We start from the raw sequence: 20931 nt of genomic DNA, 5'->3' as shown, positions 1-20931 counted from the left end.
CTTTTTATTTTATTATTTACCATATTTCGCTATTTTTATATCATTGAATTCAGCATCTTAAATATATTTTATTATATTATGTATTTATTTTCTTTTAAAACATTCATAGCAATTTCTAACTTTTCTTTTGAAACCATTATCGCTGGACCTGTGCATCCCATACCGCTCTCTGCATATACCTTTTCTTTCCACAGCGATTTCACCGCGTCTTCAATATCAAGTATATCTATTCCAGCAATTGATTCTGTAACTACTTCTTTATCAGGAGCTTCTATCTTCTCTTCTTCTACCTGAACAGACTTTTTAGATTTAATTTCTTCTATTTTTAGAGTTAATCCGCACTTATTAGCATTTTCATACTCTTTTTTAGCTATTTCATTTATATCATTGCTTACTACGTCATTTGCATATTTTAATGCATTCGCAACAACTGGAGTTCCACTAGCTCTTGATAGAATAAATACATTTCTGTTGTAATTTTCACCTATACCTGGCCCGTATCCATATCCTACAGCTTCATAATTTCCACCAGTATTAAAAGATGAAAAAATCTTCATAAGTAAATTTCCTGTAAGAGTATCACTAACCATAACATCTGGTGTCGCAGCTAGTAGATCATTCCCTCTCATAACATGTCCTCCATCTGCTCTCATCGATTCAGCTAAATCAATTTCGTAACCGGAGTTTTTTAAATCTACTAAGATATTTTCAACCTGTCTTGCTCCATCAACATTTAGAATTCCAACTTTTGGTTTTTTTATTCCACAAGACTTAGCTGCAGCAATTCCATTGATTGTATTTCTAACCATGGACTCTATTCTATCTGTTGCAGTAGTACCTGTTGTTGAAGATATAAACATTTCTCTACCATTCGCAGGAACGACTACTCTCCCCACAGTTGAAACTCCTATAGGAAAATTGTAATGCATCGTTACACAAGCCTGTATAACATTTGAATCCAATAATTCTTCCATTTTTTGATACATTTCTTCTTCATCTTTTGTTTCATAGGATTCAAACTCAGAGTCTCCCTTTCCTATCAAAACAATTTCAAAATCACCATTATTTGCTAATTTTGCTCCATTAATAAGATTTTCAGAACCATGTTCGCTTCCTAAAGTAGTCAAACCTATTTTCTTCTTTTTTTCAAACTTTCCGCTTTCTATCGCATCTGCAATTTCAAAAAAAGTATCTGCAATTAATTTTTTAGACATAATTATCACCTACTCCTTTAGAAAATCCAGAGCTATATTCCTCATTGACTCTGCAATTATTTTTTTGATGTCTTCTTTAGAAGCTGACGATTCATCAATGTCTCCTTTATTTCTTTCTACCACAAAAGATACACCATCAAACAAGTTGGTCATTCTACCTAGGAACAAACTTCCCTTTCCTACTATCATAGTTCTGTTTTTATCTCCACTAGTCAAATCATCAATCATAAATCCTACATATGGTACTCCTGATGGAATGTGCCCTTGTGTCGGAGCCCACCCAGGTAATCCATGCTTAGTTATAAAGTTCTTTAATTCACTTTTTTCTAGCTCTTTTCTAGTAACAGCAAGTGCACCTATCATTTTATAGTTTGATTCAGGAACATTACCTGCTCCAGCTGGCTTAGTAATATCAGGGTTCTGCATTTCTACTGAGAAAGTGTCCACATCTGGTATTTTTAACCCGCCTTTATCTAGCCCTTGAGTTATAAGAGCTGTCATTACTGCTTGAGGCGCAGATCCAGTTCCAACGCTGTGCTTTCCAATCATATCTGTTCTTATTATTGGATTTACGCCGTCGTTTTCAGATACTAAAATAGCAAATCCACCTACTACATCTTCTAATATTGGAAGGTTCTTTTTAATATGATCTTTTGCATTCATTCCAAGCTTTGCTGAAGCACCTCCAGCTACTACGACTACATTTTTATAAATTCCAGATTTAACAAGACCTGCTGCATTTATTAATGCATGCACTGGTGCTGCACAAAATCCTCTTGTATCTGAGCCACTGGCATTTTTTAACCCTGCTATTTCAGCAATTGACTTTGCAAAGTTACCTCCACCTCTTTGATTCATATCTCCACATGCTTCTTCAGAGCATTCGATTACATAGTCTATTTCTTCTTTATCTATTTTTGTACTTCTTAAAAGCTCAACTGTAGATGCTATTCCTGAAGCTTTAACAACAAGATTTTCAAACATAGTATGTGCATTTAAATTTACATCCACATCGTGGGCTCTTTTTACATATCCAACTAGCTCATCATTATTATATAAACCTTCAGCTACATGCGCTTTTATAAGCTCATCAGCATCTGAAATATTTTCTCCCTTTATTAAATCAAAAAACTCTCCCAACTCAGGATAATTTTTCTCAAAATTTTCTTTTTCATTTTCAATAAATTCATTCGACAATTTCACTAACTCAAATGCGTCAGAAATTTTCATTAGCATTAAGAATTCATTTTGAGGTATTATTTGCCCAAATTTCCCATTTCTTTCGCCCTTATGTTCAATTTCACACCAAGGCAATTTTTTATCACTTAAAAATTCAGGTCTAACATTACCTATATATACTTGGTTCGGTATATAGTTCACAACTTCTTCATAGCTTCTTATTTTACTTTTAGCTTCTTTTAAAAAATCCGAATCAGGATTTAACTCTTGTTCAACTGTGAAAGTTGTTCCATTTCTAATAATCATATCTGGTGTGTGTGCTAGTATGTACCCTGCACCTTTAAAAACTGGAAAAGACATATATTTTACCTCCAAAATATTATTAAATATGACAAACCTCAATATTTCATCAAGGTTTGTCATCTTATAAATAATTTAATTACTCAAATACTGTTTGGCTTTCAACTTCTGTTTCTAACCCTCTTAAGGCTTTTTCAACTAAATTTTTTCTTAGTTCTTTTTCTTCTTTAGCTTCTAAGTTAGGATTTCCTAGTGGATATGGAATAGCAATTGTCGGAACAATTCTATTCGCACCAACTGTCATAGAAATAGGGACTATTGTACACATATGTACTACTGGTATACCAGCTCTTTCTATTTCTTTAACCATCGTTGCACCGCAACGAGTACAAGTGCCTCACGTAGAAGTCATAATAACTGCATCTACACCATCATCTTTTAGCTTCTGTGCATATTCTGATGCATAAGCTTTTGATGATGCAACTGCTGTACCATTTCCAACTGTTGAATAAAACTTATTATGAAGTTTTCCAATAACACCTTCTTTTTCTAACTCTCTTAGCGCGTCTACAGGAAGTACCCTGTTAGGATTTTCGTTTGCATATGATGGATCATACCCTCCATGTGCAGTTTCCCATCCTTCAGATGTTAAATAATCAAGACCAGTTATATCGTATTCTCCATACTTTGATGCACTAGATGATTCAATTTTATCTGGATTACCCTTTGGAACTATACCACCTGATGTACAAACTGCAACTGTTGCCTTAGATATATCTGCTATAGCTGGGTTTGGATCTACTCTATCAAAATTAGGCATTGGATATTCTGTAGTGAATTTTTCTCCGTTAATTTTAGATATTAACATTTCTACAGCTCTTTTTGATCCTCTTTTATCTGAGAAGAAGTTTTCTCTCACTCCTCTTTCTAAGTAGCCTTCCTCATCAGGAGTTCCTATTTTTTCTCCCTTAGCTAGTTTTGCAGCTAATTTTGCCATTTTTGGTAAAGATTTTCTCATACCAGCAGCAGAATTTGCTGTTTCAACAATGTATATCTCTTTTTTGTACATGTCAGCTCCTGGATTCTCTATGTACATTCCAGTCACACAAGGTATGTTTAATCTATTTTTAACTACACTAGTTATAGTACCGCAAGCAACTCCATATCTTCCAGCATTAAAAGCAGGTCCTGCTATAAATAGCTCTGGGTTATTGCTTTTTATCATATCCAATACTTCTTCGCTTGCACCTTCAATATTTTCATTGAAATATCCATCACCACATATAACTGTAGCAACTATTTCAAAATCTTCTCCAAGCTTACCTTCTAACTGCTTACTTACTGGAGGAATAGATTCGGCTATGCTTGGCTTTACATCAGCTTTTTCTTCTCCACCTATTCCCGCAAAAAATTGATTTATATAGTGAACAACTCTAATTTTTGACATACTTTCCTCCTATAGAGACCTTTTATTAATTGGAAAACTCTTCTCTAATTTCTGACATTTCATCCACAATTTCATCTTTATCAAGAACCATTTCCATCATACTAATCTGTTCATCATAAGTATTTTCGTCAAATTGTTCTTTAATTTCATCTTCTATTACATGGTATGCTTTTAATCCTAATTCTACTCCAGCTAGTGGTCCCGCAAATGTTGGGTCCCCTGCTGTTACTGTCTCAGCTGCAATCCCAGCAGCTTCGGCTTCTGCTGCACCTAGAATAACCACTACGTTTTCAGCTCCGAATTTTTCGGCTGCTTCTTTTACTCTCTTCTGGTTTTCTAGATCCATAGCCCCTGCAGCCGTTCAGACAAAGCATTCTGTAGATGAGAATACAACCTCTGCTCCTTCGACTGTTTTTATACACTCTTCGATAGCTGGTCCTGGTATACCATCTCTATCTCCGATAATCAAAACTTTTTTATCTTTTAAAGTTCCCATATCATTATCCTTTCAATGTTATATAATATTTTTTAATTTCTAAAATTTCTATCTAATATTTATCCTAGTATGTTTTTGCAGACAAATATCCAAACCCTGTTTCATTTGTTGCTCCAGTAATACACTGTATTTCTACTTCTAGTGATCCATCTTCTCTAATTGAGTGATCATTACCACCGGCAATTGTAGTTACATAATTTATATGTCCTATTACTTTATCAAGTTTTGGTAAAACAACATATTGGTTTGCATTTCCACCAGTTACTACCGCATCCGCCTTTGGATCCGCATCAGCTAGTGATTGAGACGCTCCATCTCTACCTGCGTATTCATCTGTAACAATAACAGTCTTTATTCCTTCGCTTTCAATCTTTTTACAGTTCATAATTAAATCTGTATCAGGATTTCCAAAACCTTCTTGTGATATTATTACTGCATCAAGCCCAAGTTGTTTACAAAGCTTAGCAGTCCAGTTTGAAGATCTTTCTTTATCAGCTAAATAAACGTTTTCATTAGTTATTATTACGCCCATAAAATTCAATGATTTTCCATGTTCTGCATATAGTTCTTCAATTACTCCATTATTTTGGTGTACATATGTTGGATTTTTATCACATGCTGAAACACAGTTTCCTGATAAAATAGCTCCATCCATAACTTCAGTAGGATACAAAATTGTAGGAACAATTTGTTTAGCATCTACACCGTATACATATGTATCATGTAATAGCCCTTGAGTTTGAAGCATGTACACATATCCTACTTTTGGTAGCTCAGGATATTGAGAAATTTGTTCCAAAATTGGTTTTGTTTCAAATACAGATACTTCGTCTGCTTCAAGGCTTCTTCCTAACTCTCCTAAGTATGTAGCTGCTTTTAGTCCAATCATTCTAACTGATCTTTCATGCTCATACTGAGTTACACCTTCTTTAGGCTCTGCTGTAATTACAAGGTTTATCATTTTTGAAAAAGGAGTGTATTCTGCTCCTGGTCCTGTCATATCAATAATACCCTCTTGAAAACCTACTATTTTACCAGTAGTAACAACGGCCATTCCTTTTAAGACATGAGTTCTACCTTCTCCTACAGTGTCCACTTTTGACATCACACCTGGAAAAATTCCGCCCCTGCCTTCTACCTTGACTCTAGGTTCGATTACATCTTTAACTGGAGTTATTCTGATGCTTTCTCCTGGTCTTGCCACATCAAAATCTACTGATTCAATGTGTTCATCATCTAAAATAGCTTTTTTCATCTCATCTTTTTCGATGTATAAGACACCTTTTTCAATCTTTGTTTCATTAGAAAACTGGATGTCTTTTATAAATATTTTTCCTATTTCAAGACGCATAAATTTCCTCCTATAAAGTAATTTAAATAACTAGTATTTAATTGTTTTTTTATATATTATTCGTAATACTTCTTTATCATTGACTCAATATTTTCAATAGTTGCGTCATCTTTAGTTATTTCATCAGCCTTTTCACCATCTTTGTACATTGTCAAAGTTGGAAGACCAAGCACCTTTTGTTTTATAGCAAGTCTTCTTGCCTTTGTTGTGTCCATTGAGCAAAATTTAATTTTATCCCCATACTTTTCTGCTAATTCATGAACTTCTGGCATTAGAGCCTTACAAGGTTCGCATCCCTGACTCCAAAAATCAACAAATATATAGCCTTCACCCTTTAGAACTTCTGTTTCAAAACTTTCTTTTGTTAACTCAAGCATGTTAATACCTCCATTTTTTATTTTAAGATTATATTAAAATATAATTCTTTAAAAACTTAATTGAACTTCATAACTAAACTATAAATTAAAAACTTCTTGAAATATATCTTTCTGCCATTACTGCTGCTGTACAACCATCGCCTGTTGCTGTTACAACCTGGCGAACTTCTTTTTTTCTACAATCTCCAGCCACAAAGACACCTTCTACATTTGTTTCAGTGCTTTCACCTGCTGTAAAATATCCTGATTCATCGCACTCTATGACATCTTTAAAAACTTCTGTCTGAGGAACACTACCTATAAACACAAAGCATCCAAATGTTCCATCTTCTTCATCTGCGAAGTATTCAGTTATTTCACCGGTAATTTTATTTTTAAAGACTATTGATTCTAATATTCCATCGCCTTTTACTTCTTCAACTACTGTATCTAGTAAAAATTCTATCTTAGGATTTTCTTTTGCTTTTTCTAATGCAGTCATTGTGCATCTAAATCCTTGTCTTCTGTGAACTATTGTTACTTTTCTTGCAAATTTAGTTAGATAGATTGCTTCTTCTATTGCGCTATCTCCTCCACCTATTACGAAAACTTCAAAGTCTTCAAAGAAATCTGCATCACAAGTTGCACAATATGAAACCCCTTTCCCAATCAACTTTGTTTCACCTGGGCATCCCATTTTTCTAGGATTTTCTCCAGTTGCAATAATTACGGTTCTCGCCTTGTATGTTTTAGAAGCAGTATTTACTACTTTGATCTTGTCAGCAAAATCAAAACTTGTAACTTCACCCTTTTCAATTTCACAACCAAAACTTTTTGCCTGTTGTACCATACGAGCTGTAAGTGATGGCCCACTTGCACTCTCTACAGACCCTGGATAATTGTCAACTTGATGTGTTATTACTATTTGTCCACCATTTTTTTCTTTCTCTAATATAAGAGTTTTCAACTTACCTCTAGAAGCATATAGACCTGCAGATAATCCTGCTGGACCTCCTCCTATAATGAGTACATCATAAATGTTTTCCATTTCTACCTCCAAATTTTTCAAGATATATTAATAAATGTAAATTATTACAATTACTAACTGATAAATACAGTCTGCACTATTTTCAAATTCTACATATGGTTTGGCTTATTATGTCATAATCTATCAATTTAAAATCTTCTTTTATTTCATTAGTCCATTGAGGAGTGCTTTTGTTTTCAATAAATTTAGTTGCAGTATTTATTGAATCTTCAATGATGTTGAGCGACATTACGTCAACTTCTTTTCCTTCTTTTAACACCAAACTTCTGTATAATGTTTCATTTGGCTTTATACTTCCGTATAATGGATGTGTTAATAATTCAAAACCTTGGTGTATTAGTTTTCTTGCTTCTTTTAATACTCCGATATAGTCCTCTTCAAGAAATTCTAAAGTTATTTTTTTAACAAATAAGTTTCTTTCCTCATCCAAAAACTTCGCATTATTAGTTAATAAAATCATATTAAGTCTCCATATCCAATTTTTATAAAAACAAAAAAGGAGATACAAAGTCGTCCTTTGTATCTCCTGTCATAACTTCCAGGAAACGTCAAATCTTGCTCTCTGTACCTGAGAATTTCACAATGCTTTTGACATAACATTGCTTGTCCCTTCGGTGGCTAATGGCACTCTCACAAGATTATCATCCGTTGATTATTGCTTTTTTGAATATCTCTGTTTCTTTCTATAGGTTAATTATATATCACTCTTTATAAAAAAGCAACAATTTTCTAAAAAAAATATTAATTCTTTTTTTTATGAATACTTTTTTTATAAAACAGAATCAGAATATCAAAGCAAAATCCATCAATTTATATGTTGATTTTCCCCTAACAATATTATTTTTTAAAGTTAGTTCTTTATGTTTAACTCTATAACATCATTGAAATCAAACATTTATTCAGTTAAAACTATAAATATTTAATTCGAAAATCTTATTAATACAAGAGCCTAATTACTTCCACGCATTTTTCAATTCCAAGTTCTCCACTATTTAAAACAACGTGATAGTTTTTTGATTCTCCCCACTGCTTATCTGTATAAAAATTGTGATATGCAGCACGTTTTTTATCTTTATCCCTTAATCGTTTTTCTGGAGAGTCATCTCTTTCGCCATATTTTTCTACGATTCGTTTTGATCTATATTCCATATCCGCATGTATAAATACTTTTAAGCAATCTGCTTTTTCTCTCAGTATATGATCTGCACATCTACCCACAATGATACAAGGTCCTTTTTCTGCTAGATCCATAATTACTTTTTGCTGAACTTTCCATAGCAAATCCATATTGCGACTTCCAAAAGAGTAGTTATATAAAGTGAGACCCAAGAATCTTGTCGGTGCATCTTCTCCTGAATTTTTAATATAATTTTCAGCAAATCCACTTTCCTCAGCAATTTTATGTACTAGTGTACTATCGTAGCAAGGTATTCCAAGTCTTTTTGCTACTTCTTTGCCTATTGAACGTCCTCCACTACCAAATTCACGACTTATTGTAATTACTCTATTCTTCATCTATTTTCCCTCCAATCTAACTTAAGTTTTTATTCTTAGCAATTATTTTTTTGTACATACATATCCCTATAACCAATACAATTATTTCCGTTGTTGGAAATGCTATCCATACACCATTTAATCCCAATAACTTTGAAAGAATAATTGCAGATGGAACAATAACAATAATCCCTCTTAGTAAAGTTATTACATGAGCTGGTATTATTTTTTCTATCGATGTACAAAACATTGACATAACTATATTGATGCCTGCAAAAAGAATTCCAATAAAGTATAAACGTAAACCATTTGTAGCTATACCCTGTAAAACTTGGTTATTTTCATTGTTAAATACAGATGCGATAGAATCCGCAAATAAAAATACAACTATATATATACCCAATGCTGCAATTCCTGATATAATAACTGCTTTTTTAAATATATATTTTGATATATGAATCTTACCTTCTCCATATGCTTTACTTGTAATAGGTTGCATACCTTGAGCAATACCTGTAAATACTGCGATTACAACCAATGATAAATTTGCTATAATCCCATAAGCCGCAACTCCAACATTACCGGATATGTTTAGAATTAGAATGTTAAAAATCACTATTACTATACCTGAAGATATTTCAACTACAAATGACGGAAACCCTAGTGTAAACACATTTCTTATCATAGATCTTTGAGGATTTACAACTTCAAACTCAATTTTTTTACTGGATTTTATTGTTTGAGACAACATAAATAATATGCTAATAACTGGAGCTAACCCCGTTGCAAAAATAGCTCCAAACATTCCCATACCAAAAGGAAAAATAAATAACCAATCTAAAAATATATTCGAAAAATTACCTATTAAAGAAGCCGTCATCGCCAACTTTGGATTCCCATCATTTCTTATAAAACACATAAATATATGATTCATAATAAATGCAGGAGCAAATAATAATGCAACCTTTAGGTATATATTTGTCATGTCGAATACCTCAGCATTTGCCCCTAAAAGATATGATATATTATTTGAAAAGAGCAATCCTAACAAAATAAAAACTACTGATACTGTAGCAGCAATATATATTGTATTTGTAAAAATTTTCTTTGAAAGTTCTTTCTCATTTTGAGCGTTATAAATGCTGTATTTTGTTGCGCCCCCCATTCCTAGCATCAATCCACTTGCATTAATAAGGCTAAATATAGGTATAGCTAAATTCAATGCAGCCACACCATCAGCACCTAACCCCTTTGATATAAAAAACGTATCTGCTAGTATACAACACGATATACCTAGCATGGCAATCACGTTTATCATTATATAATTTTTAAACTGTTGGCTATATTCCCTTTTTTCCATTTCTAATTCCCATCCTTTCACCTTATTATAAAATTAGGCAATCAAAATGTACCCTGATTCTCAAACTGTTCTAATATGCATATAGTTTCTAAAGAAAAATTTATACCTATTAGATCATAAGCTCTGTAATAATAGAATTAGATACTTCCCTACCAGTTTGAGTTAGACTTATTCTATTTTCATTATTGAAATTAACATATTGCCTTTCACTTAAATCTTGAATTTTACCAACTATATCTCTATATTGATTCTTATCCAAGTATTCCCTTATCTCATCTAATTGGATTCCTTCATTTTTTCTAAGCCCCAACATTATATACTCATTGAATCTATCAATATCTGTCAGTTTTTCTATAAAATCTATCGGATATTCATCAAAATCTATTTTTTCATAGTACTGACTAAGGTTTTTAATATTTGTATATCTTTCTCCATTTAGATATCCCGAAGAGCTGCATCCAAATCCAAAATATTCGTTACCTTCCCAGTAAAATAAATTATGCTTGCATTCATACCCTTCTTCTGAAAAATTAGATATTTCATATTGATTTAATCCATGTGATTCCAAATACTTTACAGTATATCTATACATATTGAGGTAATTTTCATCAGTAGTTTCTTCTATTTCGCCTCTATTTAACATTTCAAAAAAAGGAGTTTCTTCCTCTATTATTAGAGAATATGTAGAAATGTGTTCCGGATCCAATTTTACAACATATTCAAGAGTTTCCTTCCAATCATCTTCGCTCTGTCCAGAAAAAGCAAATATTAAATCAACATTGATATTTTTAAATCCAACCTCTCTTGCATTTTTGTAACTATCTTCAAAATCTTCTAAACTATGGATTCTCCCCATAAAATCTAGATGATTTTTTTGTTTTGCCTGAAGTCCAATACTTATTCTATTTACTCCATTTTCTTTCATTATTGTCAGCTTTTCTATATCCAAAGTACCAGGATTAGACTCTACCGTATATTCAGACACGTTTTCTAAATTAATATTATTCTTTACAATGTCCATTAATTTTATCAGTTGTTTTTCATTAAGTATTGTAGGAGTTCCTCCTCCGATAAATATGGTTTTAATTTCTTCCTTTTTTATATTATATTTCTCAATTTCTTTTTCTAGGTACACCAAGTATTTGTCAATTTGTTCAATATTAGAAACATAAGACGTAAAATCACAATATTGGCACTTACTTACACAAAAAGGAATGTGTATATATACACCTTTTTCTTTCATTTTATCACCTCATAAAAAATCAAAAGCTATTGTAATTACAACAGCTTTTGATAATAAAATTGCTATACTATTATATATTACAGTATCCTATTACTGTAAAGTTAGATGGTATTCCGTAATCCTTATCAAGATTATCAAATCCCCATTTTGAATCAAACATTGTTACATCAAGTATTACTCCAAAATAAAGCATTGCAATCCCTGCATCTATCTTATTTGTATAAGATCCGCAGTACTCTTCATTATCAAGTACTAGTATAACCTTACCGCCATCTACAATGTATCTCCAAGGTTGCTTGTTTAGTGCTGATGGAGCCATTCTTGCATATGAAAAAGCATCAAGTAAAGCTCTTTCACTTAAAGTATCTGTATCCGCTGAATTTCCCCATTTATCAATAAATACCATTTTTTCTAGCGGTATTCTTTCAGTCGAACTCTTAGTAACTGAAAGATTTGATTTTGAATAGTTATCTCCAGTTTTAGCAGTGTTTTCAATTTGCTTTTCTTTTGATCCATAACCTAATGCTATTATTGCTACTACTTCTCTATCAGTTTCAATTCCTAAAACATTTTTAACCATGTTTCTATCAGAATATGTTACCCAACAGCTTGAAAGACCTAAATCACTTGCTTTTAATCTAGCTCTTTCTCCAAGATATCCTGCGTTTTCAAGATGATGAGGTTTATCTTCTGATATAAGAACTAAATAAGTAGGTGCTTCAATCATTACACCTTGATATCCTGCAACTCCATATAATCTCTTATAGTTATCATCTCCTGCAAAAAATCTTGCTTCAACTTCAATTGATGGAATTAGTTTCTTACATTCTAATAGATATTGTTCAATTTCAGAAAGTATTTTTGCATCAATAGGCGTTTCTTTAAAATGTCTTACAGATTTTCCTTCCATAATTAAAGACTTATAATTCATAATTTACCTCCATAATACCGTATTTATTTTATTTGATTTTTTTAGACAAATTCAGTAATATCTCTTTTTTATTATCTTGTGGATTATATATTATATGTTCCAATAATTTTTCTAGTACATATCCTATTTTTTTGCCACAAGCGATATCGTTTTCTAAGAGATCTCTTCCATTTATTTTTAAATGAGAAACTAAGTAGGCCTCTCCTTTATCTATTATATCATTAAATACATCAAAACATACACTCGGATTTTTATATTTAATAATAAATTTAGAATATATAGCGTATTTAGATAAATCTATGTTTCCTATACTACTAATTATATTTTTTATTTCAATTTTTAAATCAAAATAACTTATTTTTTCATTTAATATATTATCAAAACTTTCATTAATTAATAAGCTATGTACTTTTTGTGTATATAAAATTTCCTTGCTCGAATATCTAAGTGCTTTTAACATCTTAGTCAAAGATTCCGTGTCCATTCTATTAAAAATCATTGCTTTTTTTGCTGATTGTGCATAACTTTCTTGATATTCACATGGTATATAGTCGATTTTTTTTGACAATTCTAATTCATCTTTTCTAAATATATATCCATTAAATAACCACTTTGACACACCTATGTTATCTAAAATGCATAGACGATCTGGAGAATATTTTATAATACCTTCTAGTTCACTGTTAATTCTTTCAAATGAAACTTTTTTTAAATTATTAGCTTTGCTAGCTATAGATTTATATGTATTTTCCTCGATATCAAAATTTAATTTTGCAGAAAACCTTATTGCTCTCAAAATCCTTAGTGCATCTTCATCAAATCTCATATCTGGATTTCCTACACATCTAACCAAACGTTTATTGATATCTTCTACACCATTAAATTTATCGATTAATCCTATTTCTTCATTATATGCCATAGCATTTATTGTAAAATCTCTTCTTGATAAATCATCTATTATGTTTTTACTATATTCCACATGTTCCGGATGCCTCATATCAACATATTCTCCATCGATTCTATATGTTGTCACCTCATAGTGTGAACTTCCAAACAAAACAGTAACCGTTCCATGCTTTAATCCAGTCGGAATTGTTTTTTCAAATATATTTATTATATCTTCCGGTAAAGCACTCGTAGTAATATCCCAGTCATTCGGTGTTTTTGACATGATAATATCCCTTACACATCCACCTACTATAAAGGCTTCATACCCATTTAACTCTATTTTTCTAATTATTTCTTTTGCGCCACTATCTATGACTAATTTCATGGTAACTCCTCCAATGTCTATATCGCTGTCTACAATACAGGCTGAACTATTATTAAGTTCAGCCCATATATTTGCATGTATAGGATAAATTAGTCATCCAATTTAAGTACAGACATAAATGCTTTTTGTGGAACTTCAACATTTCCAATCTGACGCATTCTCTTTTTACCTTCTTTTTGCTTTTCAAGAAGCTTTCTTTTTCTAGAAATATCTCCTCCGTAACATTTTGCAAGTACGTCTTTTCTGTAAGCTGCAATAGTTTCTCTAGCAACTATTTTATTACCAACAGCCGCTTGTATAGGCACTGGGAATTGGTGTCTTGGAATTTCTTCTTTTAGCTTTTCACACATTGCTTTTCCTCTTACATATGCTCTGCTTTCATGTATTATAAAGCTTAAGGCATCGACTTGTTCCTTATTTATTAAAATATCCATTTTAACCAAATCAGAGACTACGTACCCCTTTACTTCATAGTCTATTGAACCATATCCTCTTGTTCTTGACTTCAAAGCATCAAAGAAATCATATATTACTTCATTTAATGGAAGTTCATAATGCAACATTACTCTAATGTCATCTAGATATTCCATATCTTTCATAGTTCCTCGTCTCTCTTGGCAAAGTTCCATTACTACGCCTACATAATCCTTAGGAACTATTATATCACTATTCACGATAGGTTCTTCAATAGTTCTAATTTCTGTAGGTGCTGGTAAATTTGCAGGGTTTTGTATCATCAAAACTTCACCATCATTTTTGGTAACTCTGTATATTACAGATGGTGCAGTTGTTATAATATTTAGGTCAAACTCTCTTTCAAGTCTTTCCTGTATTATTTCCATATGCAAAAGCCCTAAAAATCCACATCTAAAACCGAATCCCAAAGCTGCAGATGATTCTGATTCGAATTCCAATGCTGCATCATTTATTTGTAATTTTTCTAAGGCATCTCTTACGTTTTCATATTTTTCCCCTTCTGCAGGGTATACGCCACAATAAACCATAGGCGTTGCCTTTTTGTACCCTGGAAGAGCTTCTGATGTTTTGTTTTCAGCATCAGTTATTGTATCTCCTACACGGCAGCTTCTTATGTCTTTGATACTTGCCGCTATATACCCAACATCTCCTGCACTAAGATCTTCAAGTTCTGTAGGATTTGGTGCCATAACACCGACTTCAGTAACCTCAAACTTCTTCTTGCTATTCATCAACTCGATAGTCATTCCCTTTTTAACTACTCCATCATACACACGAACATATGCCACTACACCTTTATATGCATCGTAATATGAGTCAAAAACTAGAGCTTTTAAAGGTTTCTCTGTATCTCCCTGAGGCGCAGGTACATTTTTAACTATAGATTCTAATACATCCTCTATATTAATTCCATTTTTTGCAGAGATAAGAGGTGCTTCACTACTATCTATACCTATTAAATCTTCTATTTCTGTCTTTACCTCTTCTGGTCTTGCACTTGGCAAATCTATTTTATTTATTACAGGTACAATTTCTAAATCCTGCTCTAATGCTAAATATACATTTGCTAGAGTTTGCGCTTCTACTCCCTGCGCTGCATCAACTACTAATAAAGCTCCTTCACAAGCTGCCAAACTCCTCGAAACTTCATAGTTAAAGTCTACGTGACCAGGCGTGTCTATCAAATTTAGATAGTATACTTCACCATCATTTGCCTTATACTTTAATCTCACGTTTTGAAGCTTTATTGTAATACCTCTTTCACGTTCTAGGTCCATATTATCTAATAGCTGAGATTTCATTTCTCTTTCTGAAACCAATCCAGTATTTTGAATCAATCTATCAGCTAATGTCGATTTTCCATGATCTATATGTGCAATAATACTAAAATTCCTAGTTTTGCTTTGTCTATTTTCCAATGAAAGTCCTCCTTCTAATCAAAATCTACATAAATATACATACTATATTTTACTTCAAAATACCTTTAACGTAAATATAGTATTGAAAAATTATATTTTTTTTGATAAAAATAATATTTTTATTGATTTTTTTATTTATATCTGTTAAAATAAAGCTTGTTGATTATGAATTGAAAAGTCTTGTATGAGGAGGTGAAATTGATGGCAAATATTAAATCTGCTAAGAAAAGAATCGGTGTTATTGAAAAGAAGACTGCTTTAAACAGAGTTAGAAGATCTCAGATAAAAACTGCTATAAAAAGATTTGATGAAGCTGTAGCTGCTGGAAACAAGGAAGATGCTATGGAAAAATTCCAATCTGCTCAGAAGAAGATATATCAGGTTGCTTCTAAGGGTACTATTCACAAAAACGCCGCTAGTAGAAAAGTTTCTAAATTAGCTAGTAAACTTAACACTATTAACGCTTAATAATGAATAATACGATGTCGACGGACATCGTTTATAATTGTGACATTGCAATTTATAGATAATATCTTGTGTGTCAAACGTTTGAAAATACTAGATAAAAAATCGGCTCCCATTATGGGAGCTATTTTTTTCATTATTTACTCTGTTTAAATGTCTATACACAATACTTTGTGATCAAAATTTCTACTGCCAACCTATCATCTATTAATCCATTTTTTATTTTATAATCAGAATCAGATATATAATTCAAAAGACTTATTATGCTTTTTTCATCGTAGTTTTTAACTTGCCTTACCACCTTGTTAAAAGTGTATGGATGCATTTTTAAAGTGCTTTTAATCAAGTTGTGTGGAAGTTTATCTTCTTGAAGATACTTGACCTGTAAGATCTGATTGAATTGTCTAGAGAGCATAGCAAATATACCTAGTACGGACTCTCCTCCATCTAACATGTCTAGAAGAATTTTCATAGACCTTTTTGAATTTTTACTTCCAATCATGTCAATAAGCTGAAATATATCATTCTCACTTTTTGAATGTAGAAGCGTATTTATATCATTTTTAGTTACAGAATTTCCCTTCCCTACATAAGAAGATATCTTTTCTATATCATTTTCTAGATCAGAAAGAGTTATTTCAGAGGTTCTATCTCTATAGCCAGAAAGTTCTATTAAATATGTTACATCAGAATTCGAAATCTCAGCATTTCTTTTTATAAATTCTTCTTTGCACCATGATAAAAGTGATAAATCATCAAGCTTTTTAAATTCTGACACCACTCCATTTTTTTCAATGCTTTTATATACACTTTTTTTCTTATCAATTTCTCCATATGTCAAAAACACTAAAACAGTAGTCTTAGATATCGATTTAATTATTTCCACAAACTCTTTTTCATCAGATTCAGAAAAGTTTTTTCGCTTTCCTTTAAGTAATTCAAAATCTTTTATTATGACGTATCTCTTTTCATCCATAAAAGGTAATGTCTCTATTGCAGATCTTAGCTCTTCCAAATTAGTTTCTTTTCCATCTACTACAGTCATGTTAAAATCCATTACAGATGGATCTGCCAAAGTTTTAAAGACCTCTTCTATTTCTCTAATTAGCAATGACTCTTTTCCATATACTAAATATATATTTTCCAGTGATTTATTTTCTATTTTGCTAAGCAATTCTTTTCTTTCCATCTATTTCCTCCACTTTAGAACCTGACTCTATATAATACTAATTATAGCATAACTATATATTAAATTTATTTTTATTTATCATATACCTTTCTAATACTAATGCTAGTATAAAGGCAATAGAGTAATATACTACCACAAATTTAAATATATTTCCAGAAAAATATATATTATTTTTACCGTAGTCGCCTATGCGTTCCAATGCAAAGATTATTAATGAAAAAATACTAGAATTAATATCAGCTATAAAGATTGCAAATTTTAAATTTATAAAAAAAATAATTATACTAGCAATATCCAAGAATATTATCACTCCAATAAAAGGTATTGCAACTATATTACCTAATATACCTACAATAGAAAACGTTTTAAAAACATTAGCTACAATAGGAGCAGTCAAGATGTTAGCAGAAAGCGTACTTGCCAGTATATCTGAATATAAAAATATTTTTATATACTTGGTATATACAACTAAAGATAGTACTGCTAGAAAGCTGAGCTGAAAAGATATGTTATACACAATATATTTATTTGAAATAATCATTGTTATAGCTATTATAGATAAAGTTGTTATTTTATCTATTTTTTTATCAATAAAAAATACAAAAAAAGAAAATATAGATAAAGTAACTGCTCTACTAGTTGAAGCTCCTGATCCAACCATAATATTATATAGTATAAGCACCAGAGAGAGTACAATAAAGCTAGAAACACTGTTGACTCTCCCCTTCAGTAAAATCAAAATAGAACATATTATTGTTATGTGTAGACCTGATATAGCAAGTATATGACTTGTTCCCGAGTCAGAAAATAGATCATAAGTTTCTTTTTCAATCCCTGATTTTTCTCCTAGTAAAATAGCATTTAATAGATCGGATTTTTCTTTATACAAGTACTTATTTATCGATATTGCTCTCTCCTTTATTCCACCTAGAGCCGTATAAAATTTGTCTTTTCCCACTATATTAATTTTATCTAGTATTATGTACCTTTCTGTTCCCTTTGAAAGCAATTGTCTACCGTAATTAAAATCTTTAATAAAAAAATTATGCAGATTTTCTTCTTTTCCAAATACTTTCACTCTATCTCCAATTTTAATGTTATTATCTACTTTTTTAAAACTAACGACCATAGTTTTATCAATATAATACTTTATGTATTTTTCTTTTCTTTCATAGTTCTTTACAGTCCCCTCTATCTCTATCTTTTTATAATCTTTTATCGACTTGCTTTTACAATCTAAGTTAATGCTGAAAAAAGCTAATATTATGATAAAAATCAAAAAAAATACAACCGGTCTTCTCATATTCATCACCCTAATAATATAGACAAAATAATATAAAAAATACCACCAAACACTGTTGGTGGTATTTCTTATACATATTCATTTATGTGATTAACTTTTTTACTAATATTAAATAACTTTTTAAAGCTAGCTACCTTTAAATTCTCTTCAGATTTAAGAAACATCAAATCATCTATTGAATAATAAGATAGTAAGATTGCGACCATCTCATTTACGTTAAATTTAAAATCTGCATTTAACTCTTTACTTGAGTTGATTTCTTCTATTTTTCGTACAATTAATTTACCTTCTTTGGAAGTTGCTCTAAAAATTCCTTTATTTTCTTCTATATAATCATCTTCTATTTCAATTAATAAATCATCTTTGTTTTCATAATCTTTATGGACGCTTATAGACATCTCTTCTATAAATTTTTCAAAATCTATAATTCTTGCCATCATAAAAGGTCTTATCTCAAATTTTGCATCCTTTGGATTATCCATCCTAAGTTTAAGCATATCATCAATGCTTGAATTTAACTCAACTTCAGAGCACTGAGTATTATGATTATATATAAACTTCAACATCGAATTATATGAAATAGTATTTTTATAATATATTTCTCTAACAACCATTTTTCCACTCTCTATAGAATATACCAAATATCCTTGAGGTATATTATCTTCATAGTTTATAAAAATATATCCGCCTTCTTCTGAAATTTCAATTAATAATTCTTCAAAGTATTTCTTATTTCTCTTTGCATAACCGTTGTATCTTTTCATACATTCAGCATATATATCCACTAAATCAGATATATTATCTAAATCAGCTCTAAGAAACTCACCTTTTACCCTATATTTTCCTAATGAAAATATATCCATCTTCTGAACTAAAATATCGTAACAGTTCTCAAAACCATACTTAGTATATAGTCTAAAGTCAATTGGCATCAATATCGCAACTGATTGTTTTCTTTTTTTTACTTCGTATAAGCTCTCTTTCATCAGGTCTCTCATTATACCCTTTCCTCTAGCTTGCGGCATAGTGGAAACCCCTACAAAATATGAAGTTTCAAACTCTTTATTATTCACAACAATTTTATGTTGATTTAATTGAATAGATGCAATCAATTCTCTCTTATCTTCTAAAATTACCGTATTTTCTGGTTTGAATTTATATCTGAAATAATAATTTACGTATTCAGCCGTATCATCAAAACAATATTCCCAAATACTTCTAATACTTTCCATATCTTCCTTTTTGCTAAGTCTTATATTCATAATTACACTTCCCTTACAGTGAATTTTTCTACAAACCTTTCTGGATAATATGAAAGCTTAGATTTTCTAAGTCCTTCTACTCCCATATCTTCTTCTCTATTTACCCATTCAACATCTGGAAACTCATCTACTATGAACATTTGATTAATATATGGATAAAGACCTCTTATTTCAGAATTTGCCTTTTCCAAGTGAATCAAAGCCATATTATCATTTATCTTTTCTCCTGCGCTAAATGCTTCTAATTTTCCATCTATGAATATTCCATAAACTTTTAATTTATCTTTAATAATTTCATAGTTGTCAAAAAGTTTTTTCATTCCGACAAACTCATCATCTATACTCTCTTCAAAAGATTTGGAACCATTTTTTGATTCACCCCAGCTCTCTAGAAGTTTATAACATTCATCAAAATCTTTTTCATCTAAAAGTCTTCTCTCAATACGTCCTTCATATTCTCTTTTAAAGTGATTTAAATGATTTCTTTTACCACTTAACTTTCTACCTTTTACCGTTCTAAGTTTTTCTGCATCATATACGTAGTCAAATATATCTCTTTCTTCTATATAGTTAAATTTATCAGGATACATTCTCTTCAATTTTTCAACTACATTTCTATCAATACCTCTAAAGTATATTTTCTTATTATCTGTGTCAAACCAATCTACTACATATCTTATAGCATCTTCAATCTTTTCTTTAGGAGCCAATGGCAGTATTGAAAATACTTCTCCTTCATGCTCCCCTACTAATACTGCAAAACCATCTCCTATATGGTAACAGGTTTTATATGTATGTTGCCACATAAGTAATGTATTAAAACAATACTCACAGGCTTCGTAATCAACCAAATCAAAATACTTATCTAGTACTTCTTTTGCATCGATGTTAATTTCCTTAAAATCCATTAATATCCACCTCTTTAAATATTATAAAAACAATAGAAATAAACATATTTATGTCTATACAATAACAATTAATACATAGTGAAAATTAGTGTAAAAAACTAAAATTGGATTGTATTTACATAAAAAAGAATCTAACCAACCTTGGCGATTATGTTTATTTTATTGTAATGTTGTCTATATGCCTTTACTACAATATTCTATACCCTTTCTCTCAAAA

Annotated in this window: 19 protein-coding genes and 1 riboswitch; of the genes, 1 reads left to right on the top strand and 18 read right to left on the bottom strand. The window is 31.0% G+C overall.

The features are described 5' to 3' along the window. Positions 1 to 71 precede the first annotated feature (71 nt). From grdD to lepA, 14 genes are all read right to left on the bottom strand, one after another. Positions 72 to 1214 (bottom strand): glycine/sarcosine/betaine reductase complex component C subunit alpha, encoded by a 1143-nt coding sequence (gene grdD / locus C0982_RS02885; protein WP_101772716.1) that lies wholly within the window; start codon positions 1212 to 1214, stop codon positions 72 to 74. Between the two features lie 9 nt (positions 1215 to 1223). Beyond that, entirely contained in the window at positions 1224 to 2753 is a 1530-nt protein-coding gene (grdC, locus tag C0982_RS02880) for a glycine/sarcosine/betaine reductase complex component C subunit beta (protein ID WP_101772715.1), read from the bottom strand. Positions 2754 to 2832: 79 nt separating this feature from the next. After that, a complete protein-coding gene (gene grdB, locus C0982_RS02875; RefSeq protein WP_101772714.1) occupies positions 2833 to 4140 on the bottom strand; it encodes a glycine reductase complex selenoprotein B in 1308 nt (435 codons plus the stop codon). A gap of 25 nt (positions 4141 to 4165) precedes the next feature. Then, positions 4166 to 4636 (bottom strand): glycine/sarcosine/betaine reductase complex selenoprotein A, encoded by a 471-nt coding sequence (gene grdA, locus C0982_RS02870; RefSeq protein WP_101772713.1) that lies wholly within the window; start codon positions 4634 to 4636, stop codon positions 4166 to 4168. A gap of 64 nt (positions 4637 to 4700) precedes the next feature. After that, the gene (locus C0982_RS02865; RefSeq protein ID WP_101772712.1) at positions 4701 to 5987 is read right to left on the bottom strand and encodes a glycine/sarcosine/betaine reductase component B subunit; all 1287 of its coding nucleotides are present in this window, start codon (positions 5985 to 5987) and stop codon (positions 4701 to 4703) included. A 56-nt stretch (positions 5988 to 6043) separates the two neighbouring features. Beyond that, the gene (gene trxA, locus C0982_RS02860) at positions 6044 to 6364 is read right to left on the bottom strand and encodes a thioredoxin TrxA (RefSeq protein ID WP_101772711.1); all 321 of its coding nucleotides are present in this window, start codon (positions 6362 to 6364) and stop codon (positions 6044 to 6046) included. 85 nt (positions 6365 to 6449) lie between these two features. After that, positions 6450 to 7391 carry a thioredoxin-disulfide reductase gene (trxB, locus tag C0982_RS02855; RefSeq protein WP_101772710.1) on the bottom strand — a complete coding sequence of 314 codons (942 nt, stop codon included), beginning with the start codon at positions 7389 to 7391 and terminating at the stop codon, positions 6450 to 6452. Positions 7392 to 7473: 82 nt separating this feature from the next. Further along, on the bottom strand, positions 7474 to 7851 hold the full coding sequence (locus tag C0982_RS02850; RefSeq protein WP_101772709.1) for a GrdX family protein: 378 nt from the start codon (positions 7849 to 7851) through the stop codon (positions 7474 to 7476). An 86-nt stretch (positions 7852 to 7937) separates the two neighbouring features. Beyond that, positions 7938 to 8036, bottom strand: a riboswitch (glycine riboswitch). A gap of 291 nt (positions 8037 to 8327) precedes the next feature. Next, positions 8328 to 8906 carry a cytidylate kinase-like family protein gene (locus C0982_RS02845; protein ID WP_101772708.1) on the bottom strand — a complete coding sequence of 193 codons (579 nt, stop codon included), beginning with the start codon at positions 8904 to 8906 and terminating at the stop codon, positions 8328 to 8330. A gap of 16 nt (positions 8907 to 8922) precedes the next feature. Further along, complete coding sequence (locus C0982_RS02840) at positions 8923 to 10203, bottom strand: MATE family efflux transporter (protein ID WP_242961482.1); 1281 nt, start codon at positions 10201 to 10203, stop codon at positions 8923 to 8925. Positions 10204 to 10354: 151 nt separating this feature from the next. Further along, positions 10355 to 11488: a radical SAM family heme chaperone HemW gene (hemW, locus tag C0982_RS02835; RefSeq protein ID WP_101772706.1), complete on the bottom strand. Its 1134-nt coding sequence runs from the start codon at positions 11486 to 11488 to the stop codon at positions 10355 to 10357. Positions 11489 to 11558: 70 nt separating this feature from the next. Next, positions 11559 to 12419, bottom strand: coding sequence for a nitroreductase family protein (locus C0982_RS02830; RefSeq protein ID WP_101772705.1), 861 nt, complete (start codon positions 12417 to 12419; stop codon positions 11559 to 11561). A gap of 28 nt (positions 12420 to 12447) precedes the next feature. After that, positions 12448 to 13692 carry a CCA tRNA nucleotidyltransferase gene (locus C0982_RS02825; protein WP_101772704.1) on the bottom strand — a complete coding sequence of 415 codons (1245 nt, stop codon included), beginning with the start codon at positions 13690 to 13692 and terminating at the stop codon, positions 12448 to 12450. Positions 13693 to 13781: 89 nt separating this feature from the next. Then, positions 13782 to 15587: a translation elongation factor 4 gene (gene lepA / locus C0982_RS02820; RefSeq protein ID WP_101772703.1), complete on the bottom strand. Its 1806-nt coding sequence runs from the start codon at positions 15585 to 15587 to the stop codon at positions 13782 to 13784. A 201-nt stretch (positions 15588 to 15788) separates the two neighbouring features. Here lepA and rpsT point away from each other — a divergent pair, with 201 nt between their 5' ends. After that, entirely contained in the window at positions 15789 to 16055 is a 267-nt protein-coding gene (rpsT, locus tag C0982_RS02815; RefSeq protein ID WP_101772702.1) for a 30S ribosomal protein S20, read from the top strand. Between the two features lie 154 nt (positions 16056 to 16209). On the opposite strand, the gene holA is transcribed toward rpsT, so the two are convergent. The 4 genes from holA to C0982_RS02795 all read right to left on the bottom strand — a co-directional run bounded on the left by holA (position 16210) and on the right by C0982_RS02795 (position 20714). Further along, the gene (gene holA, locus C0982_RS02810; protein ID WP_101772701.1) at positions 16210 to 17241 is read right to left on the bottom strand and encodes a DNA polymerase III subunit delta; all 1032 of its coding nucleotides are present in this window, start codon (positions 17239 to 17241) and stop codon (positions 16210 to 16212) included. A 52-nt stretch (positions 17242 to 17293) separates the two neighbouring features. Next, positions 17294 to 18544 carry a ComEC/Rec2 family competence protein gene (locus C0982_RS02805; protein WP_180946848.1) on the bottom strand — a complete coding sequence of 417 codons (1251 nt, stop codon included), beginning with the start codon at positions 18542 to 18544 and terminating at the stop codon, positions 17294 to 17296. Positions 18545 to 18612: 68 nt separating this feature from the next. Then, positions 18613 to 19806 (bottom strand): GNAT family N-acetyltransferase, encoded by a 1194-nt coding sequence (locus C0982_RS02800; protein WP_101772699.1) that lies wholly within the window; start codon positions 19804 to 19806, stop codon positions 18613 to 18615. Between the two features lie 2 nt (positions 19807 to 19808). Continuing rightward, complete coding sequence (locus C0982_RS02795; protein WP_101772698.1) at positions 19809 to 20714, bottom strand: DUF2156 domain-containing protein; 906 nt, start codon at positions 20712 to 20714, stop codon at positions 19809 to 19811. Between the last annotated feature and the right edge of the window lie 217 nt (positions 20715 to 20931).

The sequence above is a fragment of the Peptostreptococcus faecalis genome (genome assembly GCF_900240845.1).
In the GTDB taxonomy this organism is placed as follows: Bacteria; Bacillota; Clostridia; order Peptostreptococcales; family Peptostreptococcaceae; genus Peptostreptococcus; species Peptostreptococcus faecalis.
Note: the sequence above shows the minus strand (reverse complement) of the source record. Positions and strands in the feature narration are given on the sequence as shown.